At 73.4% G+C, this 12,014-nt stretch carries 11 protein-coding genes; 6 read left to right on the top strand and 5 right to left on the bottom strand.

From position 1 onward, the window contains the following. Positions 1-1,074 (top strand): TIGR00366 family protein (locus ABFY07_RS04255; protein ID WP_346173115.1); only part of this gene is annotated, 1,074 nt, incomplete at its 5' end. Positions 1,075-1,081: 7 nt separating this feature from the next. On the opposite strand, the gene ABFY07_RS04250 is transcribed toward ABFY07_RS04255, so the two are convergent. The 3 genes from ABFY07_RS04250 to ABFY07_RS04240 all read right to left on the bottom strand — a co-directional run bounded on the left by ABFY07_RS04250 (position 1,082) and on the right by ABFY07_RS04240 (position 4,010). Further along, positions 1,082-1,867, bottom strand: a complete 786-nt coding sequence (locus ABFY07_RS04250) for a glycosyltransferase family 2 protein (RefSeq protein WP_346173114.1) — start codon at positions 1,865-1,867, stop codon at positions 1,082-1,084. A gap of 40 nt (positions 1,868-1,907) precedes the next feature. After that, on the bottom strand, positions 1,908-2,963 hold the full coding sequence (locus ABFY07_RS04245) for a DUF8094 domain-containing protein (RefSeq protein WP_346173113.1): 1,056 nt from the start codon (positions 2,961-2,963) through the stop codon (positions 1,908-1,910). Positions 2,964-3,116: 153 nt separating this feature from the next. Next, positions 3,117-4,010, bottom strand: a complete 894-nt coding sequence (locus ABFY07_RS04240; RefSeq protein WP_346173112.1) for a Vgb family protein — start codon at positions 4,008-4,010, stop codon at positions 3,117-3,119. Between the two features lie 296 nt (positions 4,011-4,306). On the opposite strand from ABFY07_RS04240, the gene ABFY07_RS04235 reads away from it, so the two are divergent. Together ABFY07_RS04235 and ABFY07_RS04230 are read left to right on the top strand one after the other, a co-directional pair. Then, the gene (locus ABFY07_RS04235; RefSeq protein WP_346173111.1) at positions 4,307-5,959 is read left to right on the top strand and encodes an MFS transporter; all 1,653 of its coding nucleotides are present in this window, start codon (positions 4,307-4,309) and stop codon (positions 5,957-5,959) included. 204 nt (positions 5,960-6,163) lie between these two features. Next, positions 6,164-6,556, top strand: coding sequence for an SsgA family sporulation/cell division regulator (locus ABFY07_RS04230; protein WP_346173110.1), 393 nt, complete (start codon positions 6,164-6,166; stop codon positions 6,554-6,556). 170 nt (positions 6,557-6,726) lie between these two features. On the opposite strand, the gene ABFY07_RS04225 is transcribed toward ABFY07_RS04230, so the two are convergent. Continuing rightward, positions 6,727-7,248, bottom strand: a complete 522-nt coding sequence (locus ABFY07_RS04225; RefSeq protein WP_346173109.1) for a hypothetical protein — start codon at positions 7,246-7,248, stop codon at positions 6,727-6,729. A 289-nt stretch (positions 7,249-7,537) separates the two neighbouring features. Between ABFY07_RS04225 and ABFY07_RS04220 the strand changes: the two genes are divergently transcribed. The 3 genes from ABFY07_RS04220 to ABFY07_RS04210 are packed head-to-tail and all read left to right on the top strand — an operon-like array spanning position 7,538 to position 10,754. Further along, the gene (locus ABFY07_RS04220; protein WP_346173108.1) at positions 7,538-8,716 is read left to right on the top strand and encodes a hypothetical protein; all 1,179 of its coding nucleotides are present in this window, start codon (positions 7,538-7,540) and stop codon (positions 8,714-8,716) included. Beyond that, on the top strand, positions 8,713-9,582 hold the full coding sequence (locus ABFY07_RS04215) for a carbohydrate kinase family protein (RefSeq protein WP_346173107.1): 870 nt from the start codon (positions 8,713-8,715) through the stop codon (positions 9,580-9,582). Before ABFY07_RS04220 ends, ABFY07_RS04215 begins: the two co-directional genes overlap by 4 nt. Further along, complete coding sequence (locus tag ABFY07_RS04210) at positions 9,579-10,754, top strand: MFS transporter (RefSeq protein WP_346173106.1); 1,176 nt, start codon at positions 9,579-9,581, stop codon at positions 10,752-10,754. The genes ABFY07_RS04215 and ABFY07_RS04210 overlap by 4 nt, the downstream gene beginning before the upstream one ends. 591 nt (positions 10,755-11,345) lie before the next feature. Here the strand turns inward: ABFY07_RS04210 and ABFY07_RS04205 are convergent. Beyond that, a complete protein-coding gene (locus ABFY07_RS04205; protein ID WP_346173105.1) occupies positions 11,346-12,005 on the bottom strand; it encodes an OsmC family protein in 660 nt (219 codons plus the stop codon). Between the last annotated feature and the right edge of the window lie 9 nt (positions 12,006-12,014).

Here is a 12,014-nt window from a genome sequence, read left to right as displayed (position 1 = left end):
GCCACGGCGTATGTGAACTGGGCCTTCAGCCTCGTCTTCACCGCCATCCTCGCCAAGGAGATCGCCCGCCGGCTGGCCGGCGTCGACTACCGCGCCATCGGAGCCATGGCCTTCCTCGGCCTCGGCACGGTCTGGGCCCAGGGCCTGTCGGGGTCGGCCGCGCTCCAGGTGGCCAGCGCGGTGTCCAGCCCCGCCGCCGTACAGGAGATCATCGCCGAGGGGCGTGGCAGCGGGGTCATTCCCCTGACCGACACCATCTTCCTCTGGCAGGGCGTGGTGGCCACCGCGGTGGTCTTCGCGGTCGCGGTCACCATGGCCTGGTTCCTGGCCCCGTCGCCGGAGCGGGCGATGACCGCGGAGCGCCTCGGCATCGATCTCGGGCCCGGACTCCGCACGAACAGCCCGGACTCCCGGCGCAGCCGCCCCGGCGAGTGGGTCGAGTTCAGCCCGACCCTCACGATCGCGCTGTTCGTTCTGGGCGTGTGGTATCTCGTCCGCCACTTCGCCCAGGCCAAGGGCAACCCGCTCAACGCGCTGGACCTGAACACCGTCAATCTGATCCTGATCCTGCTGGCCCTCATCCTGCACTGGCGGCCCGTGCACCTCGCCCGCGCCTTCAAGGAGGGGGCGCCGGCCGCCTCAGGTGTGCTGCTGCAGTTCCCGCTGTACGGCGGCATCTTCGGGATGATCGCCTTCACCGGGCTGCACCAGACCATCGCGGACTGGCTGGTGTCGGTGTCGAACGAGTACCTCTATCCGCCCCTCATCGCCATCTACAGCTGTGTGCTCGGTGTGTTCGTGCCCAGCGGCGGTGGCAAGTGGGTGGTCGAGGCGCCCTATGTCCTGGGGGCGGCCAACGAGCTCCATGTGAACCAGGGGTGGATGGTCGTGGTGTACGACCTCGGCGAAGCCAGCGCCAATCTGCTCCAGCCGTTCTGGATGCTCCCCACCCTCGCGATCCTCGGTCTGAAGGCGCGGGACATCATGGGCTACACCTTCGCCATGTTCCTCGCCCTGTTCCCCACGGTGCTCGTGCTGGTGACGTTGCTCGCCCGGACTCTGACCTTCCCCTGACGGGCCCTCAGGGGGCGGTGGAACAGGCCTGCCCGCGCGGGCGCAGCATGTCGCGGAGGGCGCGGGTGTGGTGTTCGATGATGTGCATGCGGGCCTCCCACTCCGGTCCCCGGGAGTGGGAGGGGTGCTGGGTGATCTGGTCGGGGTGCTTCCGGTAGAGAAGGCCGACCTCGTCGTGGAACCAGCCGTCGGCCAGGGCGTCGAGGCCGAGGAGCAGGCCGGTGTCGCCGGACGCCGGCAACGCCATCCACCCGCCGAGGACCAGCAGGAGTTCTCGGCGGGCGCACAGCGTGGCGGGGTGGACCTGCGCCCGCTTGTTGTCCTGCCAGTACCGCCAGACGCTGCCGGCCGGGAGGACGCCTCGTTCGGGGTCTCCGTCGAAGCCCACGGTCGACCCGTCCGGAAGCAGGTCCAGCGCGCGCGACGTGGTCCATCCCACGGTGGGACGACGGCTCAGGATGTCGATGTCCCGGGCGAGCGCGCCCGGCGCCATCAGGTCGTCCGCGTCGAAGACCTTGATGTACTCGCTCTCCCCGGACATGCAGCTGCGGGCGAAGGCCATGGTGCGTGCCACCTGGGGGCCGCCGCGGCGCGAGGAGTCGATGGAGATCCTGGGGTCGCCGCCGGGCAGGTGCGCGGCGGCGTGGACGCCTTCGCCGTCCTCTTGTATCAGCCATTCCCACTCCCAGCCGTCGGGGAGTTCCTGCCGGAGGATCGACTCGTATGCTTCCGGCAGCAGGGACACGGCGGGCCCGTGCACGGGAGTGACGATCGAAACCAGGTGGCGGCTCACTGGTACTCCTCAGGGCTCACCGATGCGGAAGATCGACATGCTAGCCCTTGGCGTTGATGAGCTGGAAGCTGTACCCGGTCACGCGGACCCGCTTGCCGGACGGCGGGACGACGGCCATGGCCATCAGGGAGTCGGAGCGGGTCAGGCGGGTCGAGGTGGTCCTGCCGTCCAGGTAGACGTCCGTGACCGCGGGCATGTTGTCGATGCGCATGACGGCCTCGCACTGCAGGCCGTCGGTCTTCGCCCAGTTCACGTAGTCGACCCCGAAGTCGTACAGGGCCACGGCGCCGCCGTCGGTGGTCCTGAGGCCGTAGACCGTCTCGGCGGCGGTGCGGCCCGGGTTGTAGGTGCCGTTGACGCAGCCGTCGGGGAAGTCGGCGCGCTTCGCGTAATCCCTCTTCCAGTCCTTCACCGCCGAGGTGTCCGTGAATCTGCTGCCCGCCTTCTTGCCGCCGGTCAGGTAGAAGTCCTGGGACAGCCCGCGCAGATCGTCGAGCTCGGTGTTTCCCACCCGGTCCGACGCCCCCAGCACCGAGGCGAATCCGTCGCGGTCGCGCTGGATCTCCGGCGTTTTCTTTCCGAGCTCTCCGACAGCCACCGCCTTCCAGGCGGCGCCCTGACCGCTCTTGTCGCGCTTGAAGGCGATCAGTCGCCGGCGGTCCTTGCCGATGTTCTTGCCGGTGACCCGGGTGTCGACCCAGAAGACGCTCTCGGCGCCCTTGCGGGGAATGTAGAAGTGGGCGCCCTCGACCGGGTAGTAAAAGGGAACCTTGTAGGAATTCTGTTCCTTCTCCGACCAGGCGGAGAACTGGGTGAAGGTCGCCTGACTCTGCTGGAGCAGCGCGCCGCCCTCCACCTGGGCGATCTTCTTCGGGTCCTGTACGGCGTTGGCCTCGTTGTTGACCTTCGCGTAGTGGAGCAGGACTCCCCGCGCCGCTGTGAGGGAGATGACGCCGGCCGACGTGGACGACTCGTCCTCGGCGGCGGCGCTTTCGCCCGTGGAATCCGATCCGCCCCGGCCTCCGCCCCCGGACGTGGATCCCGAACCGGAGCAGGCGGTAAGGGCGACGGCGAGCGCGGCTGCGGAGACAGCCATTCGCCCAAGTCCGGATATGTGGTGGCGCATTGTTCGGGTCCTCTGCCATGGATTTCCGCGCGATGACCGCCACAGGCTAACGGACCGAGTCACTCCGCATATCGTGAGGCCCCCGCGGGGCGCGGCGCGCGGCGTGCGCCCCGCGCGGAGGCCTCACCGTCCGATACGGGCGATACGGGCGAGGGCGCCGATCTCGAGCGCCGTCCACAGCGCGCCGTCCGGGCCGAGGGCGATGCCGTGCGGCTCGCTGCCGGGGGTCGGCAGGTCGTACTCGCTGACCCTGCCGTCCGGGGTGATCGTCCCGACGCGGTTGCCGCCCCACTCGGTGAACCACACGGCGCCCTCGGCGTCGGTGGTGAGGGCGTGCGGCCGCGCCTGGCGGTCGGGCAGCGGGAATTCGGTGATGTCGCCTTCGGTCGTGATGCGGCCGATCTGACCGGCGGCGATCTCGACGAACCAGAGCGCGCCGTCGTGTCCCGCGGTGATGCCCACCGGTGCCGCGGCCTCCGTCGGCAGGGGGTGGAGTCGTACCGTGCCCGCGGTGTCGATCCGCCCGATGGCGTTCGCCTGGTTCAGGGTGAACCACAGCGCGCCGTCGCCGCCCGCGGTGATCGCGGAGGGAAACGCGCCGGTGACCGGCAGCTCGTACTCGGTGACCTGCCCGCCGGGGGTGATCCGGCCGATGCGGTCGGCCGTGGTCTCGGTGAACCACAGGGCGCCGTCGGGCCCCTGGGCGATGCCGAACGGGCCGCAGTCGGGAGTGGGCAGCGGGAACTCGTCGATCACCCCGGCGGTCGTGACGCGGCCGATCCGGTGCGCCCGGTATTCGGTGAACCACAGGGCGCCGTCGGGGCCGGGCGTGATGATCGTCGGCCCGCGGTCCGGCCCGAGCGGGTGGTCCGTCCGCTCACCGGCGAGGGTGAGCCGGCCGATCCGGCCGCTGTGGACCTGCGTGTACCACAGCGCGCCGTCCGGGCCGGCCGTGACCGCGTACGGGCCGCTCTCGCGGTCGGTCACCTGGTGTTCTTCGATCGAGGGCCGGGGCACTGTGTCTTCTCCTCCACGTGTTGGCCGAAACCACCACGGCACCCTGCCCACGGGCGGAAGCGAGTGCAACCACTCTTCTCGGGGAACGGGTGAGGATCGCATGGGCGGGGGCCGCCTCCGGCCCGCCCTGGCGCGCTGCGCTACGGGACCACAGCCCGTGCGCTGTCAGGCAACGCCTCCGGGCCGCGGTCCGTAGTCTCAGGGCCGACCGCGGCCTCAGGGCCGACCGCGCCCGCCGCACCGACCACCGCCCGCCAGAGCCATGGCATCCACAACGCACACCGGCATGGACCAGGATGAGCCCCGCACCATCACCGCGAACGACTTCGAAGCCGGAATCCGCCTGGGCGCCCCTCGCGGCGCGCGTCTTCCGGGCGCTGTGGATCGCCCAGCTGGTCTCCAACATCGGCAGCTGGATGCAGACGGTGGGCGCCCAGTGGCTGCTGATCGGGCACGACGCGGCTCTGGTGACCCTCGTCCAGACCGCTTCGAGTCTCCCCGTCGTGCTGCTGGCCCTGCCCTCCGGTGTGCTGGCCGACCGCTTCGACCGTCGTTCGGTGCTGCTGACCGCGCAGTTCGCGATGCTCGCGGTGTCCTGCGCGCTGACCGCGCTGGCGTTCACGGGCGCGCTCACCCCGGCCCTGCTGCTCACCCTCACCTTCCTGCTGGGCTGCGGCACCGCGTTGATGGGCCCGGCGTGGCAGGCGATCCAGCCGGAACTGGTGGCACGCGACCGGCTGTCCCAGGCGGCCGCGCTCGGCGCGGTGAACATGAACCTGGCCCGGGCCCTCGGGCCGGCGCTCGGCGGAGCGGTGGTCGCGGCGGCCGGCTCGGGGTGGGTCTTCGCCTTCAACGCCGCCTCCTACCTGGGCATCGCGGGTGTGCTCGTGTTCTGGCGGCGCCCGGCGGCGGCCCGCCCCGTCGCCGGGGGCGAGAAGGCGCTGGCCGCCCTGTACGCCGGCCGCCGCTATGTGTGGAACGCGCCGGGCGTCCGCCGGGTCCTCCTGCGCACGGTGTTGTTCATCCCCGGCGCCGCCGCCCTGTGGTCGCTGCTGCCGCTGACCGCGAGCCGTTCCCTCGGCCTCGGCTCGGGCGGGTACGGGCTGCTCCTGGGCGCGGTGGGGGTGGGCGCCGTGGCGGGGGCCTTCGCCCTGCCGCGGATCCGCCGCGCCCTCGGCGCGGGCGGCGTACTCGGCGGCGGCGCCCTGGTCTTCGCCTGCGTGCTGGCGGTGCTGGCCACGGTCCGGATCCCCTGGCTGGTGACGCTCGCGCTGCTGCCCGCGGGTCTGGCCTGGATCGGTGTGCTGTCCACCCTCAACGCGGCCGTGCAGACACGGCTTCCCGGCTGGGTCAGGGCTCGCGGCCTCGCCGTCTACCTCCTGGTCTTCCAGGGCGGGCAGGCGCTGGCGGCGCCGCTGTGGGGGGCCTTGGCCGGGTGGCTCGGGCTCGGCACCGCCCTGCTGATCGGCAGCCTCCTGATGCTGCTCGGCGTGGCCAGCGTGCGCCTGTGGCCGCTGTACGACGCGGAGGGCATCGACCCGTCGCCGTCCGACCACTGGCCCACTCCCCCGCTGGTGTTCGACCCCGGGCCGGCCCACGGCCCCGTGCTGGTCTCCGTCGCCTACCGGGTCGCCCCCGAGCACCGGGCCGAGTTCGTGACCCGCATGGGCCGCGTCGCCCGTTCGCGCCGCCGCACCGGGGCCCTCACCTGGGGCCTCTACCAGGACGGCAACGACCCGGCACGGTTCATCGAGAACTACCTGGTCGCCTCCTGGTCGGAACACCTCGCCCAGCACCACAGCCGGCTCACGGCCACCGATCGCCGCCACGAGGAACAGGCGCGCCGCCTGCTCGCCCCGGGCACCCGGCCGGAGGTGACACACGCCTTCGACACGGCCGAGGGGGCCGTCGTCCCGGACCCGGGCGACCCCGTGTCGCCCTCCCGCTGAGCAGCGGACACGACGGTTCCTCACCGGACAATTCCACGTGCGCTCCTCGGCAACCCGTCCGCCCGGGTCCGCCGTACGGTCGTCCTCGGCACCTGCCGCAGAGCCAGGGCCGACCGACCGAACCGCACCAACAGCCGCTGACAGGGGGCGATGATGGGACACTCTCCGTCCCGTGCTCACGACGGACTCTCGATCACTTTCCCGGTGGACGTCCACGTCACCGTCCCGGGCGCACCGCCGGTGCCGCTGCCCGCAGAGCTGCGGTACGACAGGGCGGACCCCTACGCCGTGTGCCTGTCCCTGGGCAGGCCCACCCCGTTCTCCGTCGACTGGTTCTTCGCCCGGTCGCTGCTCGCGGAGGGGCTCCACCGGCCCGCGGGGATCGGGGACATCGTGGTGATCCCGCAGCGCCACCGCCATCCCGACGCGCTCCGCATCCTCCTGCGGCCACGCGCCGGGGTGGCGCTCCTGGACGTCAAGGCCTCCGCGGTCGGCGCCTTCCTGCGGCAGACCGAGGCGATGGTGGAGCCGGGCACCGAGCACCGCCACCTCGACATCGACGATGTCGTCGCCAGGCTCACCGCCGACAGCGAGTGACCCGCCCACGGGGCGCCGTCACCGAGTACAGTGACGCGGCATGGCGTGCGGCGACGACCTCTCGAGCGGACCGGGATGCTGAAGCGGCCACATCGGCTCCTCGCCCCGGCCGCTCTCGCGGGCAGGCCGGTGGCGGGCCGGCGGGTCAACTTCTGGCTCTACGACAGGGGTCAGCCGCCGGCGTGCGGCTGACACCGTCCGCCGGAGACCGTGGCGGACGCCCGGACCCCCTCGGTGGTCCTGGCGTCCGAACCGATGGATCCCGGAGAGACGACGGTGGCCTTGGTCGTGGTCACCCGGATGCAGTGAGCGGGTCCGTCCTCCTCGGCGAAGACCGTGAAGTCCAGCCCCCGGTCGAGCACCTGCAGCTCCTCCCAGGCGCCCGTGCCCTCGGCCGCGCGCCGCAGGGCGTCATCCACCGCGTCACGGACGGCGTGGGCGCTGCTGTACGTGTCTCCGTCGACGGCCTCGGCCGCTTCCCGCGCCACCGCCCCGACCTCGCCGTCGCTCCACGTCCGCTCCTGGTGCACGTTCACCAGATAGAGGCCCAGGCCCACCAGAACGACTCCGTAGAGCAGCCATCCCGCCCGGCGGGAGAGGACGGCGTCGCCCGTCGGGGCGGGGGAGGTACGCGCGGCGGCTGTGAAGCAGGCCACCGCCAGCACGAAGACGACGACGATGACAGCAATCACCCACTCATGATGTCCCGGCCGGACACCCCCCGAAACCCGAAACGCCCGAACGACAGGGAAGGGCAGCGGACTCTCTCCCCGGGACCGCGGCACGGGTTTTCCGCGCATGCGCGTCGATAAACATCCGCCGATGTCCGGAATCGCGCGCGTATTGATAAACGGCACCGGAAAATCCCCGGTGTTCCGTCACCCGAAATTCCTTGAAAGGCAACGGAGTCGAACCCGCATCGCGTGATTGTTGTAACCTCTGCCTTCTCGCCCGATCACCCTGGCATCGAGAGGAACACGCGTGGGTTTATCCCCCGGCGCCGGAATTCCGTCCGCCCGCTCGACGGAGAAGACACGTGCCGTCCTTTACGTCGTCCACAACCGGGTTTCCCTGCGAACGCTGCGCCGGGTGCACCGGCTGCTGGCGGGCGACGGCCGGCTGTCCTTCGCCGCGACGCTCGCCCCGGACCGCTTCGGGCGGGGCTGCGAGGCGGAGGCGGACCGCTGGGGCCTGCCCCTGGTGCCGTTCGAGGCCGCGGCCGCCGAGCCGTGGGACCTGGCGCTCTTCGGCAACCACGGCGGGGCCCACCTGTTCACGCGGGCCGCGGCACGGGTGTTCGTCCCGCACGGGGTGGGCGCGGGCAAGTTGGCGCTGGGCCAGGACTTCACCTACGGCCCGGACTTCGTCCTGCGCTCGGGAAAGCCCATCTACACCGCCATGTTCGAGGCGAGCGAGGAGGGGCGGCAGCGGGCGGAGGACATCACCCCCCGGCTCGCCGGGCGGATACGGGTCGTCGGTGACCTGGAGACCGACGAGTTCCTCGCCGTCCTCGCGCGCCGCGCCACCGCCCGGGCCGTGCTGGGCGTGGCCCCCGAGGACTTCCTCGTGCTGCTCTCGGCCACCTGGGGCGACGCCGGGATGCTCGCGTGGCACGGCCCCGCCCTGCTGAGGAGCGCCCGCCGGCTGCCCGGGGACGTCCGCGTGGTCCTCAAGCCGCACCCCCACAACTGGGGCCCGCGCGGCCGCCCCCGCCCCCCTCTCGCCCGCGCGCTCGCCGCGGCCCCGGAGACGGTCTGCCTCGTCCCGCCGTGGCAGTCCTGGATGGGCGCGTACGCGGCCGCCGACCTGGCGGTGTACGACTTCGGCTCGCTCGCGCTGCGGTTCGCCCTGCGGCCCAGGCCGATGGTGGCCGTCCCCGCCGGGCCGGGCGCCGTCACCCCCGGGTCCCCGGTGGACGCGCTGCGCGCCATGACGCCCGAGCTGACCGAGCCCTCACTGCCCCGGGCGCTCGAACTCGCCTCGGCCGCGGGGGTGCCGCCGGACCTCGCCGACCTCGCGCCCCGCTTCGTCAGCCACCCCGGCCAGGCCGCGCACCGCACCCGTGGCGCGCTGTACGAGCTGCTCGACCTGGCCGCACCGGGCCCGCGGGAGGGAGAGGAGCGGGAGATACGGGAAAGGGCGCTGGAGGGCAGCGGATGAGGGCCGTCGTCGCCGGCATCGCCAACCAGCAGACCCGGCTGCCGGTGGAGGGCTTCCCGCACCCGTACAGCCCCGCGCGCCACCTGCCCGGCCGGATCGAGGACGCGGTCGGCGGGGTGGGCTTCAACGTGGCCGCCGCCCTCGCGCGGCTGGGGGCCGCCGTCGACCTGCTCGCGCCCCTGGCCGACGACCCCCCGGGGCGGGCGGTGCTGGCCGCGGCGGACCGCCTGGGTGTCGGCACCCGCCTGTGCACCCGGGCCCTGGACCGCACCCCGCGCTCCGTCGTCCTCGTGGACGCCACGGGCCGCCGCCAGGTCAACACCGACCTCGGCGGGGCCCTGGCCGCGTCCTTCGACCCGGCCGCCTTCCGCGCCGCCGCCACGGGGGCGGACGTGTGCGTCCTGGGCAACCTCGACTTCTCCCGCCCGCTGCTGCCCGCCGCCCGGGGTCTTCGCGTGCCGGTGGTGGTGGACCTGCAGGACGTGCGCGGCCCCGACCACCCGTACGACCAGGACTTCCTCGCCGCCGACACCCTCGTCATGAGCCACGAGCGCCTCGGGGGCCGGGACCTGCCCGGCTTCCTGCGCGCGCTGCGGTCCCGCTCCCGCGCCTCCCTGCTGGTCCTCACCCTCGGCGCCGACGGCAGCCTCGCCCTCACCCCCGACGACGCGGACTGCTGGCGCACCCCGGCCGTGGACGTGGGCCCGGTGTCCGACACCACCGGGGCGGGCGACGCCTTCACCGCCGCCCTCGCCCACGCGCTGCACGGCCGGCGCCTGCCCGCCCGGGAGGCCGTCCGCGCCGCCACCGCCCACGCGGCCTCCCGCCTCGCCCGCCGCCCCGCCCGGGGCGGGCCGCCGCGATGACGGGGCTGCGCGTGCTGGTGGCGGCCCAGGCGGTGTCGCTGGCCGGCTCGGGGATCAACGCGGCCGCCGTGGCCTACCTGGTGACGGTCCGTTCCGGCGTACCCGCCCTCGGGCTGGTGCAGGGAATCCCGCTGGTCGCCACCGTCGTGTGCGCCCCCTGGATCGGCGTCCTGGTGGACCGTCACGACGCCCGCCGCGCCCTGGTCGCCGCCTCGACGGTGCTGGCCGCCCTCACCGCGCTCATGCTCCACTACGGAGCCTGGTGGTACGCCCTGGTCCTGGCCGTCCGCACCCCGTGGGAGGTCGCCCTCTCCGGGTCCCTGGCCCGCCTCCTGCCGGCCGCCGCCGCCCGCGCCGCCGTGCCCGTGGCCAAGGCGAGCGGGACGATGTCGCTCACCGGCCGGCTGGCCACCGCCGCCGGGGTCGCCGCCGGCCCCTTCCTCGCCGGCACGCTGGGGCCGGCCGTGTTCGTGGCGGACGCGGCCACCTTCGCCGCCACCGCCGTCGCCTTCCACGCCCTGTGCCTGCCGGCCCAGGCCACCGCCACGCGCACCGGAGCGGGCGTGACCCGCCAGTTCCACGAGGGCCTGCGCTATCTGCACGGCCGCCCCCTGGCCCTCTATACGGCCGCGCTGTACACCGTCGCGGGCGTCGCCTGGGGCGCCAAGGACACCCTCTACGTCGCCTACGTCGACGAACGCCTGGGGCTGCCGGCCCAGGTGTGGGCCGGGCCCTACGGGGCCGCGGCCCTCGTCGGGGAGACCGCCGCCGCTGCCCTCATCGCCTCCGGCCGCCTGGGCCGGCCCGAGCGCATCCCCGCCGTGGCCACCGGCGCGGTGCTGCTGCTGGGCGGCTGCCTGCTGACGGCCGCCGTGACGACCTCGCCGCCGGTGGCCTTCGCCGCCAAGGTGCTGGAGGGAGCGGCGACGAACGTGGTCGGGGTGCTGGCCGTGACCTTCGTGTCGCTGCTGGCCGCCGAGCGCATGCGCGGCCGGATGAAGACCCTGCTGACCACCGCCAACCGGGTCTCCCTGGGCGCGGCGAAGGGGGCGCTGCCGGCCCTGGCCGGGGCGCGGGGCGTCCACACCGCCTACGCCGCGGCGGGGGCGGCGGTGCTGGCCGGGGTCGCCCTGGCCGCGCTCCTCCCGCGCCGCCGCCCGGCTCCACCCTGAGCAGCCCGACACCGGCACGGTGCGCAGCATCTGCACCGAGGTGTCGAGCAGTCGCTCGGACAGGGCGGACAGCCCGACGAGCGAGCCGAGCAGCAGCCCCAGCGAGGCGCCGATCAGGAAGCCGGAGGCCCAGCGCTCGACGCTCGTGGACAGGTCGGTGACGAGCGTGCCGTCTCCGGCGGAGTCCCACAGGACACGCGCCACCGCCCCGGGCGAGGGCAGCAGCAGCGGATCCATCCAGGTGTTCCAGGAGGCCAGCTGCCACACGGCGAGCACGCCGAGCGGACGCAGCCACGGCAGCGGGTCGTGCCGGAGGGCGCGGCGCCGCCGCGCACCGGCGGGATCCGTCTTCCGCGCCGACGGTCGCCAGGCCCGCCGGGTGCCGGGCGGCGCGGCCCTCGTCCCCGTACCGCTCACGGTGGTCACGGGCGGGCCTCCCCGCTCGCTCCCGCGCCCACGGGGGCGTTCAGCAGCGGGGCGACCTCGGTCGCGACGAGCTCCAGAGTGCGCAGCGACTCCGCCACCGTCGCCCCGTAGTGTCGACGGGGCCGTTCGCGTGGGTGAGGAAGCCGAGCCGTAGGCGGGGAGCCGTCATATCTCCTCCGGACTGCCGGTCAGGACGACCCGGCCGGTGATGTGCTGCGGGTTGATGAGGAGGTTGTAGATCGGGCACTTGCGCTCGACCGTCTCGTGCAGCTCGCGGATGCGCGCCTTGCCGGCGGGAGAGGTGATGTGCACGGTGTACGAGATGTTGTGCGGGTAGATCGGCACCTGCTCGAACCCGGGCCGGCCGGCGCGCGGGTCCTGGTCGGCCTGCACCTCGACCTCCAGGGAGTCCAGCGGGATCCGCAGGTCGGCGGCCTGGATGAGGAAGATGTGGGTGAGGCAGCTCGACAGCACGCCGAGCTGGATCTCGGGCGAGGCGGGCCCGAGGTCGTAACCGGCGAAGTCGGGCGGGGAATCACTGAGGATCTGGTGGTGGCGGATCCGGATGCGCCGTACGCCGCTGCGTTCCTCGGCCTTGGTCCTGGCTCGCAGCCGGTTGGGCCCGGTCACGGAGCCGGCGCGCTCGGCCTCGCGTTCGGCCTCGCGCTTGGCGAGCAGCGCGGCGCGCTTGACCTCGAGGTAGGCGCGCAGTCCGGGCCGCGGGTCGGGGGCGGTGGCGAGCAACTGCTGTACTTCCTGCTGTTCTCCCCGCTGCTCTTCCTGTCGGCTCTTGCCGGTGGTGTTCGGTGTGGCGGTGGTGGGCATGTGGGTCGC

Source organism: Streptomyces sparsogenes subsp. cuspidosporus, from assembly GCF_039532705.1.
GTDB lineage: Bacteria > Actinomycetota > Actinomycetes > Streptomycetales > Streptomycetaceae > Streptomyces > Streptomyces sparsogenes.
This window is presented reverse-complemented; position numbering and strand designations above follow the sequence as displayed.

Bases quoted from the DNA above. Each gene is read 5' to 3' on its own strand.
- ABFY07_RS04215 (WP_346173107.1), top strand. From the start codon at position 8,713: ATGAGGGCCGTCGTCGCCGGCATCGCCAACCAGCAGACCCGGCTGCCG.
- ABFY07_RS04235 (WP_346173111.1), top strand. From the start codon at position 4,307: ATGAGCCCCGCACCATCACCGCGAACGACTTCGAAGCCGGAATCCGCC.
- ABFY07_RS04210 (WP_346173106.1), top strand. From the start codon at position 9,579: ATGACGGGGCTGCGCGTGCTGGTGGCGGCCCAGGCGGTGTCGCTGGCC.
- ABFY07_RS04205 (WP_346173105.1), bottom strand. From the start codon at position 12,005: ATGCCCACCACCGCCACACCGAACACCACCGGCAAGAGCCGACAGGAA.
- ABFY07_RS04245 (WP_346173113.1), bottom strand. From the start codon at position 2,963: ATGGCTGTCTCCGCAGCCGCGCTCGCCGTCGCCCTTACCGCCTGCTCC.